This is a genomic window from Nocardioides caeni, assembly GCF_004912195.1.
GTDB classification, from domain to species: domain Bacteria; phylum Actinomycetota; class Actinomycetes; order Propionibacteriales; family Nocardioidaceae; genus Nocardioides; species Nocardioides caeni.
The window spans coordinates 56,171-78,222 of sequence record NZ_STGW01000008.1; the positions used below are offsets into that span (position 1 = coordinate 56,171).

General features: G+C 72.1%; 15 protein-coding genes. 5 read left to right on the forward strand and 10 right to left on the reverse strand.

The annotated features are described in order from the left end of the window. The 3 genes from E9934_RS12980 to E9934_RS12990 form a co-directional block, all read right to left on the reverse strand. On the reverse strand, positions 1-552 hold a 552-nt coding region (locus E9934_RS12980), incomplete at its 3' end, for a sugar O-acetyltransferase (protein ID WP_202977291.1). Further along, positions 545-1,081 (reverse strand): PGPGW domain-containing protein, encoded by a 537-nt coding sequence (locus tag E9934_RS12985; RefSeq protein ID WP_136563322.1) that lies wholly within the window; start codon positions 1,079-1,081, stop codon positions 545-547. The genes E9934_RS12985 and E9934_RS12980, both read right to left, overlap by 8 nt. Beyond that, entirely contained in the window at positions 1,078-1,605 is a 528-nt protein-coding gene (locus E9934_RS12990) for a nuclear transport factor 2 family protein (protein ID WP_136563323.1), read from the reverse strand. The genes E9934_RS12985 and E9934_RS12990 overlap by 4 nt, the downstream gene beginning before the upstream one ends. A gap of 89 nt (positions 1,606-1,694) precedes the next feature. Here E9934_RS12990 and E9934_RS12995 point away from each other — a divergent pair, with 89 nt between their 5' ends. Both E9934_RS12995 and E9934_RS13000 read left to right on the forward strand, forming a co-directional pair. After that, positions 1,695-3,302, forward strand: coding sequence for an adenylate/guanylate cyclase domain-containing protein (locus E9934_RS12995; protein ID WP_136563324.1), 1,608 nt, complete (start codon positions 1,695-1,697; stop codon positions 3,300-3,302). Positions 3,303-3,333: 31 nt separating this feature from the next. Beyond that, positions 3,334-4,512, forward strand: coding sequence for a PKD domain-containing protein (locus E9934_RS13000; RefSeq protein WP_136563325.1), 1,179 nt, complete (start codon positions 3,334-3,336; stop codon positions 4,510-4,512). Positions 4,513-4,518: 6 nt separating this feature from the next. On the opposite strand, the gene E9934_RS13005 is transcribed toward E9934_RS13000, so the two are convergent. After that, on the reverse strand, positions 4,519-5,103 hold the full coding sequence (locus E9934_RS13005; RefSeq protein WP_136563326.1) for a TetR/AcrR family transcriptional regulator: 585 nt from the start codon (positions 5,101-5,103) through the stop codon (positions 4,519-4,521). 7 nt (positions 5,104-5,110) lie between these two features. After that, positions 5,111-8,134, reverse strand: a complete 3,024-nt coding sequence (locus E9934_RS13010) for an efflux RND transporter permease subunit (RefSeq protein WP_193556909.1) — start codon at positions 8,132-8,134, stop codon at positions 5,111-5,113. A gap of 147 nt (positions 8,135-8,281) precedes the next feature. Between E9934_RS13010 and E9934_RS13015 the strand changes: the two genes are divergently transcribed. Beyond that, positions 8,282-10,012 carry an FAD-binding dehydrogenase gene (locus E9934_RS13015; protein WP_238694945.1) on the forward strand — a complete coding sequence of 577 codons (1,731 nt, stop codon included), beginning with the start codon at positions 8,282-8,284 and terminating at the stop codon, positions 10,010-10,012. A gap of 7 nt (positions 10,013-10,019) precedes the next feature. On the opposite strand, the gene E9934_RS13020 is transcribed toward E9934_RS13015, so the two are convergent. The 5 genes from E9934_RS13020 to E9934_RS13040 form a co-directional block, all read right to left on the reverse strand. Beyond that, positions 10,020-11,168: a zinc-binding dehydrogenase gene (locus E9934_RS13020; protein ID WP_136563327.1), complete on the reverse strand. Its 1,149-nt coding sequence runs from the start codon at positions 11,166-11,168 to the stop codon at positions 10,020-10,022. Positions 11,169-11,217: 49 nt separating this feature from the next. Continuing rightward, complete coding sequence (locus tag E9934_RS13025; RefSeq protein WP_136563328.1) at positions 11,218-12,129, reverse strand: glycoside hydrolase family 16 protein; 912 nt, start codon at positions 12,127-12,129, stop codon at positions 11,218-11,220. Between the two features lie 191 nt (positions 12,130-12,320). Then, a complete protein-coding gene (locus E9934_RS13030; protein WP_136563329.1) occupies positions 12,321-13,256 on the reverse strand; it encodes a glycoside hydrolase family 16 protein in 936 nt (311 codons plus the stop codon). Positions 13,257-13,404: 148 nt separating this feature from the next. Next, on the reverse strand, positions 13,405-15,225 hold the full coding sequence (locus E9934_RS13035) for a phosphoenolpyruvate carboxykinase (GTP) (protein ID WP_136563330.1): 1,821 nt from the start codon (positions 15,223-15,225) through the stop codon (positions 13,405-13,407). Positions 15,226-15,430: 205 nt separating this feature from the next. Continuing rightward, on the reverse strand, positions 15,431-17,341 hold the full coding sequence (locus E9934_RS13040) for a DEAD/DEAH box helicase family protein (RefSeq protein ID WP_136563331.1): 1,911 nt from the start codon (positions 17,339-17,341) through the stop codon (positions 15,431-15,433). Positions 17,342-17,463: 122 nt separating this feature from the next. Here E9934_RS13040 and E9934_RS13045 point away from each other — a divergent pair, with 122 nt between their 5' ends. Continuing rightward, positions 17,464-19,299 (forward strand): TolB-like translocation protein, encoded by a 1,836-nt coding sequence (locus tag E9934_RS13045; protein WP_158294996.1) that lies wholly within the window; start codon positions 17,464-17,466, stop codon positions 19,297-19,299. Continuing rightward, on the forward strand, positions 19,296-21,770 hold the full coding sequence (locus E9934_RS13050) for a hypothetical protein (protein ID WP_136563333.1): 2,475 nt from the start codon (positions 19,296-19,298) through the stop codon (positions 21,768-21,770). Before E9934_RS13045 ends, E9934_RS13050 begins: the two co-directional genes overlap by 4 nt. Positions 21,771-22,052: the final 282 nt, after the last annotated feature.

Genomic DNA, 22,052 nt, shown 5'->3' on the forward strand with positions numbered 1-22,052 from the left:
CGCGAGCACGCCGGCCGGCAGGTCCTTCGTGACCACGGCGCCGGCGCCGACGACGGTGTTGGCGCCGATCGTGACGCCGGGGCAGACGATGACGCCACCGCCGAGCCAGACGTTGTCGCCGATGGTGATCGGCTCGGCGCGCTCCCACTTGCTGCGGCGCAGGTCGGCCTCGAGGGGGTGGATCGGTGTGAGCAGCTGGACGTTCGGGCCGATCTGGACGTCGTCGCCGATGACGATGTCGACGACGTCGAGGGCGACGAGACCGAAGTTGACGAAGCTGCGGGCGCCGATCCGGATCTGGGTGCCGTAGTCGACCTGGATCGGGGTCCGGATCTCGGTGTCCTCCCCGATCGCGCCGAGCAGCTCGGTGAGCAGCTCGCGGCGTCGGTCGACCTCGCGGGCCGTCGTCGCGTTGAAGGCGGCCGTGAGGTCCGAGGACCGGTGGATGGCCTCGACGATCCCGGGGTCGTCGGCGAGGTACCAGTCGCCGGAGACCATCCGCTCCAGCATCGGCCGACGGTCGTCGGGAAGCGGGTCGACGTGCTCAGTCATCGTCACGGTCCCGTCGCTCGTCGATCTTGTGGCGCATCCGGCCGCGCTGCTCCTCGGCCTCGTCGTCGGCCTCGTCGATCCTGCTCTCCAGGGCGGCGCGCGCCTCGGGCTTGCCGTGGAAGCGGCGGTAGGAGTAGACGAGGAGACCGAGGGCGATCAGCGAGGACAGGATGAGGGTGACGCCGGTCCAGGGGCCGCCGACCAGCCACCACTTGTCGTCGATCGGCCACCACGACGGCGCATCCGGCTTCACGATCCACAGGGCACCGAACCCGCCGAGGGCGAGGGCACCGAGGGTCGAGGCGAGGATCCGCGGCCAGGTCTCGACGCCCTCGGCCGCGGCGCGCAGCGCGCGCAGCAGCACGGGGTCGAGGAGCCGCTCGGCCCAGGTGTACTGCTGCGACAGGACGGCCAGGCCGGCCGCCATGAGGAGCAGTCCGGGGCCGGGGAGCACCATCGCCGCGATGCCGGCGAGCAGCAGCACCCAGCCGAGGACCTCGAGGAGCACCCGCTTCGCCGCGCCGGTCACGACCGGGGCTCCCGGCCGCCACCGAACCGGTCCAGCCAGACGAGCACGTCCTCGTCGGCGTTGCCGTGGGCGGCGGCGATCCGCGCCCAGGTGAGGGCCATCGTGTGGAAGCGCAGCGGGTTGTAGACGTCCTCCTCGCGGGAGAAGAGCCCGTCGCCGGCGTACGTCATGATCGTGATGTTGGGCTCGGTGAGCATCGTCCCGTCGCCGGGATCCGGCATCGGGTTGAGCACCTCGCAGACGAGCCGGGCATGGTCGGCGTCGACGACCTGCCAGGAGATCGGGAAGGCCGGCATCAGCCGCCCGGGGTACGACGTCATGGTCCGCACCGACCAGGCGCGGATCTCCTCGCGGCCGGTGAAGGTGCCCATCGCGTGCTCGACGTAGGTCGCGTCGGGGGTGAAGAGGTCGGCGTAGCCGTCCCAGTCGCCGGTCTCGGCGAACACCGCGACCTTGGCGTGGAAGGCGGCGTAGGCGTCGGTGATCTCGTCGGCGGTGAACGTGGGGGCGGACGTGCCGGTCATGACCTGATCCAAGCAGGTCGCGCCCAACGGGTCAGCCGAACGGTGTCCGGGCGGGCACCTGGCGTGAGTTTCGGGCATAGGCTCCGGCCATGCCTCGCCGCACCCCGTCCGCGCGCCGCAGCCCTTTCGGCTCGCGGCTGCTCGGGCCACGGGACCAGGCGCCGCGTGCGCTGCGGATCCGGATCCAGGTCCTGCTGACTGTGATGCTGATGGCGACGCACGTGATCGGTGCCGTGGTGGTCTGGGCGGTCAGCACCTGGGCCGTGCCCACCCCGCCGCCCCGGGGCGCGATGCTCGTCGCGCTGGCGATTGGCGTGCCGGCGTACGTCCTGTTCGCGGTCGTGGTCGTGACGATCTGGGGGACGACGTCGGCGCTGCGCTCGCTGCGCTGGGCCACGCAGCCCGACGTGGACCCCGACGCGGCGCAGCGGCTGAAGGCCCTGCGGGTGCCGTTCTCGCTGACGGCGGCGCAGTTCGTCATGTGGATGGGCGCCACCGTGCTCTTCACGCTCCTGGCGGTCGCGCTGCAGCCCGAGCGGGCGCTCGCCACGGGGCTGACGGTCGGGATCGGTGCCGTCGTGGTGTCCGGCGTCTCCTACCTGCTCACCGAGTTCTCGTTGCGTCCCATCGCCGCTCGTGCGTTGAGCGACGTCCGCGTCACCGAGCGGATGCGTGGCGTCGGCATCGGCTCGCGAATGATCATCTTCTGGGTGGTCGGCACCGGCGCGCCCCTGGTCGGCCTGGTGATCGCCGCTGCCCTGTCGTTCGCCCCCGGCGAGGACCAGCCCAGCCTCACCCAGATGGCGGTCGTGACGATCGTGCTGTGCGTGATCGTGCTGGTGTTCGGCTTCCTGCTGACGGTCCTCAACGCCCGCGCACTGACCACCCCGGTGATCGCCGTCCGTGACGCGCTGCGGGAGGTGGAGCAGGGCGAGTTCGACGCCGACCTGGTCGTCTATGACGGCACGGAGATCGGCCAGCTCCAGAGCGGCTTCAACTCGATGGTCCAGGGGCTGCAGGAGCGTGAGCTGATCCGCGACCTGTTCGGCCGCCACGTCGGCAAGGAGGTCGCGGCGGCCGCCGCGGCCCTGGGCGCCGGCGAGGTGGAGCTGGGCGGCGAGACGCGCACCTGCTCGGTGCTCTTCGTCGACCTCGTGGGCTCGACGACCTATGCCACGGCGCACTCGGCCGCCGAGGTCGTCGCCGTCCTCAACCGCTTCTTCGGGGTGGTGGTCGACGAGGTCGACCGTCACGAGGGACTGGTCAACAAGTTCATGGGCGATGCCGTGCTCGCGATCTTCGGCGCCCCGGTGGAGCATCACGACCACGCCGCCTCGGCGCTGGCCGCCGCGCGGTCGATGGCGGTGCGGCTGGCGGCGGAGGTGACCGAGGTCGGCGCCGGGATCGGGGTCGCCACCGGACAGGTCGTCGCCGGCAACGTCGGGCACGAGCAGCGCTTCGAATACACGGTCATCGGCGACGCGGTGAACTCCGCGTCGCGCCTCACCGACCTCGCCAAGGACGTGCCCGGCGGGGTGCTCGCGGCCTGGGACTCCGTCCAGGCCGCCGCCGACGCCGGCTCGCCCGAGGCGGGTCACTGGGTCGAGCACGGTGAGACGACGCTGCGCGGCCGGACCACGCCGACCCTGCTCGCGGTGCCGCGGGAACCCGGGACCTCCGGCGGACCTGCGCGTTGAACCCCTGACCCCGGCAGGAGGTGAGCGCAACGTGCATCGGAGGATCGCCGTCGTCATCACCGTCATCGTCAGCACGCTCGCTGCGGCGCTCACTGCAGCGCCCGCGAGCGCCGCGACGGGCGCGGTGCAGATCTACGCGCCCGCGACGGTCGCGCTCGACGAGGGACCGGCGACCCTCCTCGCCGCGGTCGACGAGGAACCCTGCTGCGGCCAGTCGGTCACCTACGCCTGGGACCTCGACAACGACGGTGCCTACGACGACGCCACCGGCGATCGGACGGAGTGGGACCCGACCCGGTGGGCCACCGGCCCCGGTCAGCGCACCGTGCGCGTCCTGGCGGCCGTCGACGGCGCCTCCTTCGTCGCGTCGTCGACGATCACGGTCATCCGGTCGTCCTCGCCCTTCACGCTCGTGCTGCAGTCGCTGATGTCGGCGGCGACGACCGGCACCGCGGTCGGCTTCTGGGCCACGACCACCAATGCACCCTCCGGCAGCGTCCTGACCTACGGCTGGGACCTCGACGCCGACGGCGACTTCGACGACGTCGCGGACCCGGGCCAGGGCTACGTCTCGCTCGCCTGGGACCAGCCCGGCAGCCACGTCGTCACCGTCCGCGCCCGGCACGACCAGATGGGCGACGACCCCTGGGCGATCTCCTCCACGACAGTGGTCGTCACCGTCCCGGTCACGCTGACCGACCCCACCCTCACCGGGATCGCTCGCGTCGGGCAACGACTCACGGCCACCGGCGCCACGGCGAGCCCCGGCAACGCGGTGCGGACCTGGGAGTGGCTGCGTGACGGCACCGTTGTCGCGACGACCGGCGTGGCGTCGTACGTCCTGACGACGGGGGATGCCGGACGCCGGATCAGCGTGCGCGTGCGGGCCGCCCTCGCCGGGCACCAGCCGGGGACCTCCGTGGTGAGCAACGCGCTCGCGGTCGCCGCCCACAACACCGCCCGACCCAGCATCACCGGCGTCGCCCGGGTCGGACGCAGGCTCACCGGACGCCCCGGCTCCTGGGTGGCGCCGGGGCACACCCGCAGCTTCCAGTGGCTGCGCGACGGGCGCGTCATCCGGGGAGCGACCCGGTCGTCGTACGTCGTGGCGCGGGGCGACCGCGGCCATCGGATCTCGTTGCGGGTGACGATGCGGCGCGCCGGCTTCCCCGTGGTCAGCGCCGTCAGCGCGGCCCTCCCGCGCGTGTAGCCCGGATCAGGCGAGGGCGTCGAGCGCGGCCGCGACCCGCTGGAGCAGGTCGCCCGGGGCATCGACGAGCGGGTGGGCGGCGACCAGGTGGGCGTCGCGCTGCAGGACGGCGAGTCCGTGGACGGTCGCCCAGCTCAGGGCGGCGAGCTCCTCCACGGGCAGGTCGGGGCCCCACCCGGTCGCGCGGGCCGCGGTGAGGGTGTCGATCGTGAGGGCCAGGTGGGAGCCGCGTGCGGCGGCGAGCCGCTCGTCGTCGACGTGCACGAGCTCGGGCCGGAACATCACGTCGAACATGGTCGGGTGCCGCCGCGCGAACTCGAGATAGGCGACGCCGGCGATCGCGACCTGCTCGCCACCGGGCTCGGCGAACGTGGCGATCGCCGTGCGGGTGCGGGCCTCGAGGGTCTCGAAGCCCTCGATGGCCAGGGCGGTGAAGAGTCCGGCACGGTCGTCGAAGTGGTGCGCGGTGGCCTGGTGGGAGACCCCGACGCGGCGGGCGATGCCGCGCAGGCTGGTGCGTGCCAGCCCGTTGGCCATGATCTCCTGCTCGGCCGCCCGCAGCAGGCGCTGGCGCAGGTCGGCGTGCTTCATCGGCCACTCACGAGGGGGAGTCTGCCGCACTCGAGCCACTCGGGGTGGGCGGCCTCTGGGGCCACCACAGCCGCTGGCCGAGGAGGGTCGCGAGCGCGGGCACGAGGAGCGAGCGGACGATGAAGGTGTCGAGCAGGAGGCCCGCCGCGATGGTGAAGCCGACCTGGCCGATCGTGGTGACCCGGCCCGCCAGCATCGCGGCCATGCTGACCGCGAAGATGACGCCGGCGGTCGTGATGACCCCGCCGGTGGCGGCGGTCGCCCGGACGATGCCGGCGACCGACCCGTCAGGCGCCTCCTCGTGGATGCGCTTGGTGAGCAGGAGGTTGTAGTCGGCGCCGACGGCCACGAGGATCACGAACGCGATCGCGGCGACGGTCCAGTCGAGCTGGATCCCGAGGCCGATCTGCCACACGAGGATCGAGACACCGATGGCGGCCGCATAGGACAGGACGACCGTCGCCATCAGCACGAACGACGCGACCAGGCTGCGCAGCAGCAGGAGCAGGACGAGGAAGACGGCGAGCAGGGCCGAGGCAGCGATCAGCTCGAGGTCCGACTGCGAATAGTGCTGCAGGTCGAGGTTGCTCGAGGGCATCCCGGTCACGAGCACGGTGGCGTCGTCCAGTCCGGTGCCGTTGAACGACTGCTCGACGAGGTCGCGCAGCTCGGTGGACCGGGCGGAGGCCTCGGGGCCGAACGCGTCGGTGTTGCCGAGTACGGCGATGCGGGCCGTGCGTCCGTCCTCGGAGACGAACAGCCGGCCGGCGGCCGCGAAGTCCTGGTTGCGCAACGCGGACGGTGGCAGATAGAACCCGCCGGTGGTCGGGTCGTCCGCTGCCTCCCCGGTGGCGGTGAGGTGGCGCGCCGCGTCGGCGAGCCCGGCCTCGAGCTCGGGCAGCGACGACGCGACCTCCTCGGTGCCGCCGGCGACCTGGTTGGCGCCGTCGGCGAGCTGGTCGGCGCCGGTCGCGAGGTCGCCGAGCCGGTCGGCGAAGAGCTGCTGGCCGGTCGTGAGCTGCTCGGTCCCGGCCCGCGCCTGCGCGATGCCACGCTTCAGCTGGCGCAGGCCGGTCTGCAGGTCGCCGGTGCCGCGCGCGAGCGCCCGGGCTCCTCGTGAGGCGGCGCGCAGACCGGGCAGCAGCTGGTCGCGCTGCGCCTCCCAGATCTGCTTCAGTCCGGTGCGGGCCTGGCGGCACGCCGGATCGAGGCCGCAGGTCAGGCTCTTGGTGGCCAGGGCGTCGTACACCAGACCGAGGCCGTCGACCGCGAGCTGCACCTGGTCGGCGGCGGTCGTGAGGCCGGTGGCCAGCTCCCGAGCGCCCGTGCGCAGGTCGCCGGTCCCGGAGACCGCGGCGTCCGCGCCGTCGAGGAGCTGGGTCATGCCACGGGACAGGCGGGCTGTGGAGGTGGCGATGCGGTCGGCTCCGTCGACCGCCGTCCCTGCACCGTCGGCCAGCTGGCTGGCACCGTCGTCGAGCTGACCGGCACCGTCCGCGAGCTGCTGGGCACCGTCGGCACCGTCGGCGATCCGGTCCTTGGCCCGGCCGAGCCGCTCACCGACGAGACCGGACTGGTGCGCGACGGACGCCTGGGTGATGGGCTCGCCCAGGGGCCGGGTGATGGTTCGGACCAGGGCGACGCCCTTGTGCTGCTCGACGGCCGCCGCGGCACGCTCGATCAGCGCGAGGTCGCGGGTGTTGCGCAGGTCGTGGTCGGCCTGGACGAGCACGTAGTCGGGCAGCACCTCGTTGACGGGGAAGTGGCGGGCGAGCAGGGCATAGCCGCGGTTGCTCTCGGCCTCCTCGGACAGCGGGTCGCGGATGTCGTAGGAGAGGTCGACCAACGGGAACAGCGCGGCGAGGAGCGCGAGCGGGATGGTGGAGGCGGCGAGGGTGCGGACCGGGTGCGCGGCCACGAGTCCGGCGACCCGCTGCCAGAAGGCGCCGGTGGAGGACGCGCGCGGCTCGGCCCAGCCGCGCTTGCCGGCCAGCGCCAGCAGTGCGGGGGTGAGGGTCAGGCTGACGAAGAGGTTGACCGCGATGCTGACGGCGACGGCGGGTCCGGTGGTGTTGAAGAAGCCGAGCGACGCCAACGCCATGCACAGGGTCGCGAGGACGACGGTCACGGCGGAGCCGGCGACGACGCCGCCGATCCGGGTGGCCGCGACGGCTGCGGCCCGGGCCGGCTCGACGCCCTCGCGGCGCTGCTCGTGATAGCGGGCGACGAGGAAGACGGCGTAGTCCGTCCCGGCGCCCAGCACGATCGCGGTGAGGAAGGAGCCGCTGAAGGTCGAGACCGCGAAGAAGTCCTGCCAGCCGCACCACGCGACGACGGCGCGACCGAGCCCGAGCCCCACGCCGACGACGAACAGGATGATGAGGGGCACGGCCAGGGAGCGATAGATCAGCAGCAGGATCAGGCCGATCAGCACGATCGTGACGATGGTGATCCGGCCGACGCTGTGCTCGGTCTCGACCGTCAGGTCGACGACGGTGGCCGTCGGCCCGGTGACCGCCACGGTCAGCCCGTCGGGGGCGAACTCCCCGGCGATGTCACGGACGGCCTCGACCTGTCGCAGCGAGGCGGGTGCGCCGGTGGCGCCGGTGATCCCGACGAGGAGGTAGCGGGCCTGCCGGTCCTCGCTGGTCAGTGCCTTCCGCAGCGCGGGGTCCCGCACGTCCTGGACGAAGGTGACGTCGTCCTTGTCCTTCAGCAGCTCGTCGTGGAGGGTCGCGGCGTAGTCGAGGTCGGTGCGGGTCAGCCCGGCCGTGCGCTCCATCGCCACGACGATGAAGCTCTCACTGCCACCGTTGCCGAACGCCTCGTCCATCTCCTGCACGGCGACCATCGACGGCGCGTCGGTCGGGACCATCGGCGAGGAGTCCTGCCCGGCGATCACCTCGAGCTGCGGCACCGCCACGTTCATCACGCCGGTCACCACCAGCCAGAACGCGACGACCCACCCTGCTCGCCGTACGACGAAGCGGGCGTAGCCGGCCACCCGGGAGCCCTCGGGAAGCTTCCCCACCGTTGCCACCTCTCCGGAGCCGTTCCTTGCCAGTGGCAAGGAGGAGTTCCCCCGGACACTAGAACCCGTTCCTTGCCAGTGGCAAGGAAACGGCGGGTGTGCCCGGTCACAGCCAGCGGCCTCACCCGCGTGTGGCAGGCTCGCGTCGTGACCAGCGCAGCGGACCAGGACCTGCAGGAATTCGCCCCCGACGCCATCGTGGTCGGCGCCGGACTGGCGGGACTCGTCGCCACCTACGAGGCGACCCGGGCCGGCAAGAAGGTCCTGGTGCTGGACCAGGAGAACCGGGCCAACCTCGGCGGCCAGGCGCACTGGTCGCTCGGCGGGCTCTTCTTCGTCGACACCCCCGAGCAGCGACGGATGGGCATCAAGGACTCCGTCGAGCTCGCCTGGCAGGACTGGCAGGGCTCCGCGGCCTTCGACCGGATCGGCGAGGGTGACGGACTCGAGCGCGGCGAGGACCACTGGGGCAGCCGCTGGGCCCGGGCGTACGTCGACTTCGCGGCCGGCGAGAAGCGCGACTACCTGCGCGGGCTCGGCCTGAAGTCGCTGACCTTCGTCGGCTGGGCCGAGCGCGGCGACGGCTCGGCGAGCGGCCACGGCAACTCCGTGCCCCGCTTCCACCTCACCTGGGGCACCGGTCCCGAGGTCGTGCGCATCTTCCGCGAGCCGGTCGAGGAGGCCGAGCGCGCCGGGCTGGTGCGGTTCGCCTTCCGGCACCAGGTCGACGAGCTGCTGGTCGAGGACGGTGTCGACGGGAGTGCCTGCGTCGGCGTCCGTGGCACGGTCCTGGCGCCCGACGACGCACGGACCCGCGGTCAGGCGTCGAGCCGCGACGTCGTCGGACCGTTCGACGTCCGTGCTGCCGCGGTCGTGGTGAGCTCCGGCGGCATCGGCCACAACTTCGCGATGATGCGGGCCAACTGGCCGACCGAGCGGGTCGGCCCGGCGCCCGAGCACATGATCGCCGGCGTGCCCGCCCACGTCGACGGACGCATGCTCGGCATCACCGAGACCGCCGGCGCGAGCCTGGTCAACAGGGACCGGATGTGGGCCTACGTCGAGGGCATCCACAACTGGGACCCGGTGTGGCCCGACCACGCGATCCGGATCCTGCCCGGCCCGTCGTCGATGTGGTTCGACGCCGACGGCCACCGGCTGACCGGCATGTCCGGCGTCCCCGGCGCCGACTCGATCGGCTCGATGAAGCAGGTCCTGGCGACCGGCGCCGACTACTCGTGGTTCGTGCTGACCCAGTCGATCATCGAGAAGGAGTTCGCGCTCTCGGGTTCGGAGCAGAACCCGGACTGGACCGACAAGGACATCCGGATGATGCTCAAGGAGCGCCTCGGCAAGGGGGCGACCAGCCCGGTGGAGGCCTTCAAGGAGCACGGCGAGGACTTCGTCGTCGCGGCCGACCTCGACGAGCTGGTCGCCGGGATGAACAAGATCGCCCGCGGCGGCCGGGTGCTCGACGCTGCGCTGCTGCGCCGGCAGATCGAGGACCGCGACCGCCAGATCGACAACGCCTACTGCAAGGACGCGCAGGTCATGGCGATCCACAACGGCCGCAAGGACCGCACCGGCAAGATCATGCGCGTCGCGAAGCCGCACAGGATCCTCGACCCCGCCCACGGGCCGCTGATCGCCGTACGCCTCAACATCCTGAGCCGCAAGACGCTCGGCGGCATCGAGACCGACCTCGACAGCCAGGTCGTCCGCCCCGACGGCTCGGCGATCCCCGGCCTGTACGCCGCGGGCGAGGTCGCCGGTTTCGGCGGCGGCGGCGTCCACGGCTACAACGCGCTCGAGGGCACCTTCCTCGGCGGCTGCATCTTCTCCGGACGGGCGGCAGGGCGGGCGATCGCCCGGGCGTGATCGTCCCCTACTGCGACGGGTCCACCAGGATCTTCGCGTGCCGCTCGGGGTCGGCGAGGTCGGCGAAGGCGTCGGCCACGCCGTCGAGGCCGACCGTGCCGGTGATCAGCGGGCGGACGTCGACCTTGCCCGACGCGATCCACTGCAGCGTCTGGTGGAACTCGCTCGGGTCGTAGGCGAACGCGAAGCGCAGGTCGATCTCCTTGTTGATCGCCATCGAGGGCCGGAACGAGTCCTGGCCCATGCACACACCGACCACCACGACGCGGGTGAGCAGGGGCGCGTTGGCGACGACGTGCTCGATCATCCCGGGCACCCCGACGCACTCGAACACGACTGGTCCGCGTGGCGTGGCACCCACCTTCTCGGCGGCCCGCATGACGTGCGCCCACGGCAGCATCGGGACGGCGCGGAGCTTGTCCATGGCGTCGAGACCGAGCTCGGCGAGCGCGATCGCCTCGGTGAGATAGCGCCTCGACTCGGCGAAGGACGCCCACGGGGACTCCTCCGCCGGATCGACCACGACGTCCGCGCCCATCTGTCCGGCCAGCGCGCGGCGCCCGGGCGAGAAGTCGCTCGCGATCACGTGCCGCACACCGGTCGCCTTGAGCATCGCGATCACCGCGAGACCGATCGGGCCGCAGCCGATCACCACCGCGGTGTCCTTCGCGCCGACCTGGCCGCGTCGTACGGCGTGCAGGGCGACCGCCATCGGCTCGGTCAGTGCCGCCGCGTCGGCGTCGAGCTCGTCGGGGACGCGCATCGTCATCGAGGCGTCGACGAGCACCTGCTCGGCGTACCCTCCCGACGCCTGGTCGGTCAGCCCGGTCAGGTGCACGCCGGCGTCGGTGCGCAGCACCGGGAGGGAGACGACGCGCGTGCCGACCGGCCACGACTTCCTCGTCCGCGGTCCGTAGCCCGCGACCGTGCCGACGAACTCGTGGCCCATCACGACGTGGTCACCGGACCGCATGAAGTGGTCGTAGCCGAGCTCGGCGACGTCCGCCGCCGTCTCGTCGCAGTGGGTGCGTGCGTGCAGGTCGGACCCGCAGATGCCGCAGCGCTCCACCTGCAGCAGGATCTGCCCCTTGCCCGGGACGAGGTCCGGCAGGTCCTCAACGGTCAGCTCGGCCTGGTGGCAGACGACGGCACGCATGGCCGGAGCCTACGCGCGCCGTCGCGCCCTCCCGACCGGCGTCCGGGGGTCAGCCCCAGACGCGGACCCAGTCGACCTGGGTGGTGGCGGGCAGGGCGGTGCCCTGCGCGCTGTAGGCGTTCTGGCCGATGCCGAGGGCCTGGGTGAGCGCGAGGAAGAAGGGCTGGTCGAAGGGAGCGGGCTTCGTCAGCGGTGCCGCCGGGCTCCACGAGTTCCGCAGGCAGACCTTGCCGTCGATCGAGATGGTGATGGTCGTGCGGGTCCAGTCGAGCCGGTAGGTGTGGAACTGGGTGCGGTCGATGAAGCAGGACCAGCTCGTCATGTTCGGGTCGGTGCCGTCCGAGGCGTAGTGGACGTAGGGGATCGCCCGGTCGGGAACGGAGGAGTAGAACTCGGCGATGTCGATCTCGCCCGACGCCGGCCAGGCGCCGTAGGCGGAGTAGCGCGGGAACATCCACAGCGCCGAGTGGACGCCGGGCGTCGTGACGTCAGGGAACTTCGCGCGGATCTCCCAACGACCGTAGGTCTGGTGCAGCCGGTTGTAGGTCGTGACCATCCCGCTGGTCACCTGGGTCTGGTAGTCCGAGCCGTCGGGCATGGAGCACGTGAACGGCGCCGCCTCCTTGCGGGCGGTCAGCTGGAGCGTGCCGCCACTGACCCGCACGTTGTCGCGGTCGTCGACGTAGCACTCGGCGCCGCTGTGCCAGCCGGTCGCCCATGTGCGCTGGACCATCCACTTCGCGGTGTCGACGCTCTTGCCCGAGAACTCGTCGAAGAACCGGCAGGTCCAGGTGCCGTCCGTGGACTGCACCGCGGCCACGCCGCCACCGCAGCCGGCTCCGGGCCTGGGCGGCGGTGCGGCACCCGCACCGGTCGGTCCGCCCGGGAGACCCGGCAGCAGGGCGAGCAGCGTCAACAGGACAAGGGCGGCGACGCCGCGCGCGACCAGCGAGAACGACATGATGAATCCCCCAGAAGCATGCGGACCGACCCTCCCGTGGTCCGCGGTCACCGCACCCTAGCGGGGTCCCGAGGTCCGTGGACAGCGTCGAAGGCAAGGTCCGGACGAGCGGGGCGGGACCATGGTCCGTCGGGACCATCGTCCCCGGGACGTCCGGGACCGGCCCGGCTCAACCCCGGGTCGATCGCGGGTCAGCCCCAGACGCGGACCCAGTCGATCTGGGTGGTGGCCGGCAGCTGGGTGGTCCAGCTGCTGTAGCCGTTCTGGCCGATGCCGAGCGCCTGGGTCAGCGCGAGGAAGAACGGCTTGTCGAACGGCGCCGGCTTCGACAGCGGCCAGGCCGGATTGATGGTGTGCCGGACGCAGACCTTGCCGTCGATGGACACCGTGAGCGTGCTCCGGGTCCAGTCGAGCCGGTAGGTCTGGAACCTCGTGCGGTCGATCAGGCAGGACGTGTTGGTGACGCTGGGGTCCCACCGCGCCTTGCGGTAGTGGATGTAGGGAATCGCACGGTCCGGCTTGCCGGAGAAGAACTCGGCGATGTCGATCTCACCGGACCGGGGCCAGGCGCCGTAGTTCTGGACGCGGGGCCAGAGCCACAGGGCGGAGTGGACACCGCGGGTCGTGACGTCGGGGAAGCGCGCCCTGATCTCCCAACGACCGTAGGTCTGCTGGAAGCGGCCCCAGGTCGTGACCATGCCGCTCGTCACCCGGGTCCAGTAGCCCCCACCGCCCGGTGTCTCGCAGAGGAAGAGCTTGGCCTTCTCCCGCGCGGTCAGGCTCAGCAGACCCCCACTGACCCGGACGTTCTCCGGGTGGTTCAGGTAGCACTCGCGCCCACTCCGCCATCCGGTCACGGGCGTGTGCTGCACGATCCACTTGTTGCGGTTGAGAGTGGTGCCGGTGAAGTCGTCGCTGAACCTGCAGCGCCAGACGCCGTCGGTCGAGGACACCGCGGCGACTCCCCCGCACGCCGTCGTACGTGCCGCGGCGTCAGCCGTGGCTGCGGGGCGGCCGCTTCCGCCGTCGAGTCCGGGAAGCACCGCGGGCAACACAGCCAGCAGCACAGCGATCGCGAGGCCGCGCGACAACCACAGGATCTTCTTCACGCCCATCCCCATGTGCATGGCGGGCTCCAGCGGCGCCGCATTCGACGAAGAGTAGCCCTGGTCACTCGCGCCTGTCGCCCACCGGATCCAGGGCGTGGGACCGCGCGGCCGAAAAGCAGCGCTGCCCCTCTCGTGACGAGAGGGGCAGCGCTGAAGGGACCTTCGGTCAGCCCTCGAGTGCCTCGGCGACGCGGCGGTGCGCCTCCCAGATCTCCTCGGGAAGACCGTCGAACTGCGCGAGGTGCTTCTCGCGGAAGCCCATCTCCTGCTGCCAGCGCTCGACGTCGATCGTGAGCAGCGTGTCGAGGTCGGCGAGCGCCTGCTCGTCGAGACCGTCGAGGTTGAGCTCCTCGCGCTTCGGCAGCACGCCCACCGGCGTCCGGACGCCCTCGACCTCTCCGTCGAGGAACTGCATCAGCCAGTTGAGCGGACGCAGGTTCTCGCGGTAGCCGGGCCACAGGAAGCGGCCGTCGTCGCCGCGCTGGAACCAGTTGACGTGCGCGAAGATCGGCTTCTTCGTCGCGCGGCCGATGACCTCCAGCCAGTGCGCGGCGTAGTCGGCCTCGGAGTAGGACATGAACGGACGCATCGACATCGGGTCGTAGCGGAGCACGCCCTCGAGGCCGTCGGCTGCGGCGGTCGCCTCGGCGCCCAGCGTCAGGCCGTCGTAGACGCCCTCGGCCACGTCGTTGATCGCCCGGATCAGCGGCTCGCGGTCACGCGTGCGGCCACCGAAGATGATGCCGTGGATCTCGACACCGGCCGGGTCCTCGAAGTCCTTCGCCACGTTGGGCACGTTGGCCAGCGTGGTGGTGAAGCGGCTGTTGGGGTGGGCCCACGGGGCGTCGACCTCGTCGCCCGTGCGCTCGGCGATGACGTCGCCCTTCCAGTCCTCCCAGCCGTCGAGGTCGGTCGGCTTGTCGCCGCGACCCTCCCACCAGACCTGCTGGGTCTTGGGGTTGTAGGCGACGTTGGTGAAGATGGCGCCGGTGCCCGGCACGATCGAGTCGATCGCGGTCGGGTTCGTCTTCTCGTTGGTGTCCTTGGCGACACCGAAGACACCGAACTCCGGGTTCATGCCATAGAGCTTGCCGTCGTCGCCGACCCACAGCCACGCGATGTCGTCGCCATAGAACTCGACGTAGTAGCGGTCACCGAGGGCGTCGGGGGCCAGCGTCATCGCGAGGTTGGTCTTGCCCGACGCGGACGGGAAGCCGCCGCAGATGTTCCACTTCTTGCCGGTCTGCTTGTCGGTGATGCCCAGCAGCATGAACTGCTCCACGAGGAAGCCGTTCTTCCAGCCGTCGAACGAGCCCTGGCGCAGACCGTGGGCGATCTTGCCGAGCAGCGCGTTGCCGCCGTAGGACGAGCCGAAGTGCAGGATCGTGCGCTCGTCGGCGACGGTCACGAAGTAGCGCTTGTCGTCGGGCGTCCCCTGGCCGAGGTTCTCCAGGTCACCGGTCACGTGGACGGCCTTGACGAAGGAGTCGCCCAGGTCGTTGATGTATTCCACGCCGACCCGCGCCATGCGGATCATCTGGAGCACGACGTTGCGGTTGTCGGTCAGCTCCACACCGGCCGCGAACTTCTCCAGCGGCGAGCCCTTGGGGGCCATCAGGTAGGGGATGACGTACATGGTCTTGCCCGCGGAGGCGCCGGTCATCAGCTCGACGAGCTTCGGCTTCATCTCCGCGGCGGGCTTCCAGTTGTTGTAGATGCCCTTGTCGGCCTCGTTGGAGGTCGCGACGATGGTGCGCTCCTCGGCTCGCGCGGTGTCCTTGAAGTAGGAGCGCGAGTAGTAGAGACCGTCGCCGGCCGGGAGCAGTTCGCCGGCGTCGAGGGACTCCTGGACGAGGCGCGCGTCGTCGGCCGCGGACACGACCTCGATCCGCTCCGCACCCGTGATGTTGGCCCAGTGTGCGACGTACTCACGAACGTGCGGGTTGGTCAACCCCGCCTCGTCGAGCGTCCGCTCCACATCAACCATGCTTCTCGCCAGCCTTTCGGTCCTTGTCAAGGTGTGGGCACGCTACCCCACAGCCCACCCGGGTCATCCCGGGGTACGAATCGGGTCGATCCGTGGACACCGTCGTCCGCGTCGGAGTCACCATGACACCCGTCGAGCGCCTTTGCACATCGGCGCGACACCCCCGAACGCGGGGCGCGGAATTGGATCGTTCGAACGCCGCGGGTCACCGCACCAGGAGGTCACGGGCCCGGCGCAGGCGCCGGAAGTACGTCGCCCGGCTGAGGAATGTGGCCCGCATCACCGACTCATGGGTGCCCCCCGCGGTGAGGTAGCGCCGCTGGATCAGGTCGAGGAGCGCGGGCTCCCCCGCGAGCGTGCGGGTGACGTGCGCATGCACCCAGGCCCGCAGGTCGCCGACGTCACCGGAGCGGACCAGGTCGGCGGTGCCGGCGGCGAGCCGGGCGAGCGCCGCGTCGTCATCAAAGGCCTCCAGCACCGCGAGGAGCAGGCCCGGCTCCACCACACCGCCCGACCCGCCCTGCTCCTGCAGGATCGCGTCGTGGAGCAGGCCCGCCAGACCTCCGGGGCCGGTGTCGGCGAACCACGTGCTGACCGGGACCCCGGCCACGGTCCGCCGGAGGTCGACGACCTCCTCATAGCCATAGGCACGCAGCACGTCCCGCTCGGCGGGACGGTCACCGACCAGGTTCGCCCAGTCGCTGCGCGGGTTGGCGATCCCGCACTGCGCGAGGCCGGCTGCGTTGCGGACGCGATCGACCTCCGGGTCGCCGGACCCGTCGACGGTGAGCTGCACCGCCGTGATGACGGCCCGCTCCGGCTCTCCGTGCGATCGGGCACGCTCGAGGACCGGAGCGATCAGCTGCCTGCGCGGGCCCGTGAGTCGCTCGGCCGCGCGCACCGACATCGCCGCGACGAGCGCAGCCACGGCGCCATCCGCGCGCCGCACCACCCGCAGGTCGGCCCCCGCCCAGGCACCGACCAGCGACCACGCTCCCGGACAGGCCGCCTCCACCCGGCGTCGTACGGCGGGCGCGTCATCGGGTCGCCAGCGGTCGGCGTAGCAGGGTGCGGGCGTGCGCGAGCCCAGCCCGGAGCGCAGCGCCGGGTCACGGACCAGCGCAGCGAGCCGCGCCACCGCTCCGGGGTCGCCGAGGAGCGCACGCGAGTGCTCGTGCCCGGCCACCCGCAGGGTCGTCGCTGCCAGCCGGGCCGGCTCCTCGCTGCGCAGCCGATCGGCGAGGACCTCCGCGAGGGTCGGGTGCAGCGCGATCCGGCCGGCCACCGACTCCACGACGCCGGTGGCCCGCAGGGTCGCGACGACCTCCTCGGTCCGTCCGGGGAAGAGGTGGCCGATGAGGGCGGCGTCGAGCCCCGGGGCCACGGCGAGCGCCGCCACCAGCTCGGGCTCCAGCTCGTCGAACGCCGAGCCGGCGAGATGGGCGAGGAGGTCGTCACTGCCCTCGCGGAGCAGGGCGGCCTCCAGACGGTCGGGCCGGGAGCCGGCCGCTGCCCAGGCCCGGGCTCCGACGACCAGCGCGAGCGGCAGGCCGCCGGCCCACCGGACCAGCACGCCACGCACGTCGGCGTCGTCCACCGCATGGGCCAGCAGGACCCGATCGGCCGCGTCCGGCGTGAGTGCCGGCACGCGCACGTGGGCCGTCAGCGACTCGAGCGCGGACGGCAGCCATCGCGCGGGGAGGCCCCGGCCGGCGAGCACGAGACGGGTGTCGGCCGGCAGCGCCTGGATGGCCGCGGCCAGCCCGGTCAGACCACCGGGCAGCAGGTCGACCTCGTCGACCAGCACGACCCGGGCGGGCGCGTCGGCGAGAGCGTCGAGCTCGGCCGCGACGTCCTGCGCGCGGGCGTCGACGACGGAGACGGCCTGTCCCAGTCGCCGCGCCTCCCGCCCGATGCTGCGCAGCGCCGCGCTCTTGCCCGAGCCGCCCGGACCGCTGAGGACGAGGATCCGCAGGGAGGAGTCGTCGAGGAGCAGCTCGCGGCGCCGCGCGACGAGCCCGGGGCACTCGTAGCGCTGGTCCTCGAGGTCGTCGGCGAAGGACACCAGGCTGGGTCGACCGCCGGACGACCGCGGGTGCAGGTGGACCGTGCCCATGCCTGGCCTCCGAGAACTTCGAGGGAGCAGCCAGCATAGAGGTTCCGAGCGAGTCTCACCTTGGTCTCAACCGGACCTCGAACCCCCGCCGCACCGCGAACGCCGACCCACCATCGATGATCGTGACGATCTCGCTCGGTGCCCCGTCCCGTCCCCGCCCCGCCGCCCTGCTCCCGGCCTGGCTGCTGGTCCTGCCGCTGACCGTGTCAGCGCTCGTCGGACTCCCGCCGGCCGGCGCGGCCCCCGCCGACGGCCCGGCCCGGATCGCCCTCGTGGCGCCGCGCTCGGCACAGGCGGCGACCGTGACCGTCTCCCCCCGCCGCCCCATGGCCGGCGAGCAGACCACCTTCAGCGGCCGCCTCTCCCCGCGGGGCAGGCCCGTGCGCCTCGAGGTGCGCGCGGGGAGCCGGTGGCGGACCGTCGCCCGGGCGCGGGTCGGCGCCGGGTCGACGTACCGTCTGCGGGCACGGGTCATGCGGACCGGCACCTATCGCGTGGCGGCCGCGGGCTTCACCAGTCGCCAGGTGCGCGTCGCGACGGTGGCACAGGGTATGAGCCGGACCTTCGACGCTCCCTTCGTGACGGGCCTGCCGCGGGTCGTCACCGCGGTGCCGACCCCGCGCCGGGCCGGGCGGTCGGTCTCGGTGCAGCGCCGCTCCGGCGCGACGTGGACGACGGTCGCCACTCGGCGGACCAATGCCAGCGGCGTGGCCCGGGTGCCGGTGAGCGGTGGCGCAGCCGGCTCCCGCACGTGGCGGGTGGTCGCCCGCTCCTTCCGCGGTGCGCCGGCCCGCGCCACGGGTGGCGTCGTCGTCCGTACGGCGACAACGACCGAGCTCCTCAGCGTGGGCCAGGCCGCGGGCAAGGAGAGCTTCTCCCCCTCCGTCTCCGCCGACGGACGGTGGGTGGCGTTCACCTCCGAGGCCGCCCTGCTGCCCTCCGACGAGGACGCGCTCAACGACATCTATCTGTTCGACCGTCGCACCGGCGCGCTGACCCATCTGCTCCCCCAGGCCAACAGTCACGTCAACAACCCGCACCTGTCGGGGGACGGCCGGTTCGTCGCCTTCCAGACGATCGCGTCGAACCTCTTCGGCGAGGGCGACTACGACTACGACGTCGCCGTGCTCGACCGGACCACCGGGGCCCTCGACCTCGTGTCGACGACGTCGGGCGGGGCCCCCGGCAACAACGACTCCTACGTGCACGCCATCAGCGACGACGGTCGTTTCGTGGCCTTCGCCTCGACCGCCAACGACCTGGTCAGCTCCCCGCCGCCCAACACCAGCGTCCGCCACCCCTACCTGCGCGACCGCAGGGACGACACGTCGTTCGGCCTCGACCGCACGCAGTCGGGCTGGTCGACCACCGGCACCTTCAGCATGGACCTCGCCGGCAACGGCTCCCGCGTCGTCTTCACCACGACCGACACCAACCTCGCCCCGGGCAACGTCGACGGCTCGGCGATCTACGCGACCGAGATCGACGCCAACGGGACGGCGTACAACCGCAAGAACCTCACTCCCGGCATGCAGGCCAGCCGCCCTCACCTCAACCGGACCGGTGAGCTGCTGGTCTTCACCTCGACCGAGGATCTTGCCGGCGACACGAATGGTCAGTCCGACGCCTACCTGCGGACTGCCGGCGGCGCCTACCTCCTCGCAGCGCCCGCGGGGCCGGGCAAGAGCATAGGCGAGGACATCTCGGCCGACGGCCGCTACGTGGTCGTCTCGACCGAGTCGCCGCAGCCCGGCGACACCAACGGCACGGACGACGACATCGTCCTCTGGGACACCGCTAGCGCGACCCCCCACCTGTTGGTGACCCGCGGTGGCCCCGGCTCCAGCAGTGGAGCGGTCCTCTCCGCGGACGGCCGGGTCGTGGTGTTCGGCTCCTTGGCGGCGATCACGGCGAGCGCCGGCGGGGACTACGACGTCTTCGCGACGGTCCTGCGATGAGGCGACGCACGACGCTCGCAGCGGGTGTGGCGCTCACGGCGCTGGCCGCGCTCGGAATGCCGGTGCTCGGCCCAGCGACGCCGGCGCTGGCGTCGTTCGATGTCGAGGCCCAGTGGACGGACAACGAGTACGTCGTCGCCACGGACACCGCGACGGCGCCGAAGGCAGCCAACCTCGAGGCGCTGCCGGACGGCCGGCTGATCGCCGTGCTCCTCGCCCGCGGTGACGACTACGGCTTCGCCGCGGAGACCGTCCTGGTCAGTCGGGTCCGCGAGGCGACGGGCACCTGGTCGGCTCCCCAGGTCACCCCGACCGGTGCTCCCTGGAGTGGCACCGGGGCACCCGAGGGCCGCACCTTCGACACCTTCGCCGACTCCTCGGGCCGCGTGCTGGTGGTGTGGGCGGTCAGGTCCGCCACGTCGGGCCAGTGGCCCGTGATGTCGGTGTCGCGCACCACGGCCGGGACCTGGTCCGCACCCCAGGAGGTCTATGTCGCGAAGACCGACGGTGCCTACGGCGACAGTCTCGAGATCGGCTTCATCACACCGCGCCTGGTGCCCGTGGGCGACACCGTCACCCTCGCCTGGAGCACCACCACAGCAGTGTCCAACGGCTCGATCGACACCTCCACGAACCCGTTTCGCGCGCGCCGGTGGACCGCGGGCACGTGGGGATCGGAGATCGCGAGCAGCGGCTACGGCGCCGCGGGACAGGACGTGGCACCGCTGGCGCCGGACTCCACCCGGGTCCAGGCCGATCCGGGGCGGGCAGTGCGAGCGAGCGACGGACGGATCAGCTTCGTCTACACGCTGGTCAAGCACCGCACGATCCGCACCATCGCGCATCCGCTCAACCCTGTGGGCACGAGCCCCGGCGACGTGAACGTGGCCAACGTCTGGGACGGCGTACCCGAGACGGACAACGCCGCCCACACCGAGACCGCCTGGGTGGTCCACCTCGACCCCGGCTCGGGGTCCTGGAGTGCGCCGATGAAGCTGGTGCGCAGCGGGCACGTGCCGACGTCCTGTGTCACCAACCTGCCGACCAACCCACCCCTGGTCGCCCACTGGGCCGAGTGGAAGACCGCCAGCGCGGCGGGCGAACTGTCGACCGGTTGCGGCTACGCCGAGGAGTCGAAGCGACCCTCCGCCTACTACGACTCCGGCGGTGACCTCCAGATCACCCTGGACCACCGGAGCGGCCCGTCCGCGACGATCGTGCTCAACCAGTTCCTCGACAAGGCGTGCGACGACCCCGGGGCGACGAACAGCACGAGGTTCTGCCTCGACGACTGGGGCACTCCCGCGTGGGCGGTCACGTGGAACGACGCCGGTCTGCGGATCGAAGCGGGCAACGACCAGCCGGGTCTGGACGCGATCCAGCAGACGCCCGCCCCTTTCCCTGCCCAGGAGTTCACGGTCGCCACCACCGCGGGGAACGTCCGCGTGGTCGAGGCGCAGGGCACCGGTGGCAAGTCGATCCTGTTCGACCGGGCGTCCGGCACCGACGTGACCTGGAACCCCGACCCCAGCAACGCGACCGGCGACGAGGTCGACATCACCCACGTCTTCGTCGACGACGGTGACGTCGCGGTGTTCTACACCTACGGCACCGAGAGCGGCGGCGAGGGCTGCGGCCTGGGCATCCTGCTCGACGGACACAGCACGGTCGACCACTACTTCGGCTGCGTCTCCGGCTCCCTCGCCCAGGTCGCTCAGCGCGACGTCGTCCAGCTCACCGACGGCCGCCTGGCGCGGATCGACGGATACGCGAGCCAGACGCCGGTGCGCCTGTTCGCCGTCACCGATCAACCGACGACGCCGCCTCCGCCGCCGGTGCCGTCGGTGACGGCCCCCGCGGCGGTCGGCGTCACGACCGCCGGCAGCCACACCGTGCGATGGAACGCCGTGCCCGGGGCGTCGTACGACGTGCGGATGCGGCGCGCCGCGTGGAACGGCAGCTTCGGCGGCCTCACCCAGCCGGCCGCGTGGCAGGGACTGGGCACGACGTCGGTCACCCACGCCCTGCCGCGCGGGAGCACCACCTGCTACTCCGTGCGGGCGCGCAACTCCGGCGGGACGAGCGGATGGAGCAGCGAACGGTGCATGGTGGCGCCGCTCGACCAGACCTCGCTGGCCAGGTCGGCGGGATGGACGGTCGTCAGTGGCGGGGCCTACTACGGAGGGTCGGCGGCGCTGACCAACCAGCAGGCCCGCACCCTCGCCCGCACCGGTGCGTCGCTGCGCCGGGTCGGCGTCGTCGCCACGACCTGCCCCACCTGCGGGGTGGTCGACCTCTACGTCGGCGCGCAGCGGGTCGGCCGGATCAGGTTGGCGCGCGGCACCGCCGTGCGTCACCGGCAGGTGCTGCTGGTCCCCGCCTTCTCGGCCCGCTCGGGGAAGGTCCGGGTCGTCGTCGCCAGCCGCAACCGCGCAGTCCGGATCGACGGCCTCGTGGTCGCCGCCCGCTGACGCCTCCGGGGGGCGCCGCTTCGTGGGGAGGCGGCGGCCAGGGAGTTTTTACCGTTGAGTTGGCCGGTCCGGGAGACAGGAGAGCGGACCCTCTGCCATGATCCTTCTTGCCGCCGCAGGTGACCCGAGACGCCTGCGGCGGCGCTTACTTTTTTCACCGCCCCGCGACGCCCGGTCGTCGAGGAGCTTGCGCAGCAAGCGTCTCGAGACGCCTGGCCGTGGTGCTGGGACCGGCCCGGTCCGGTGCACGGGCTGCGGCGGTCTCGAGACGGCCGTGGCCGG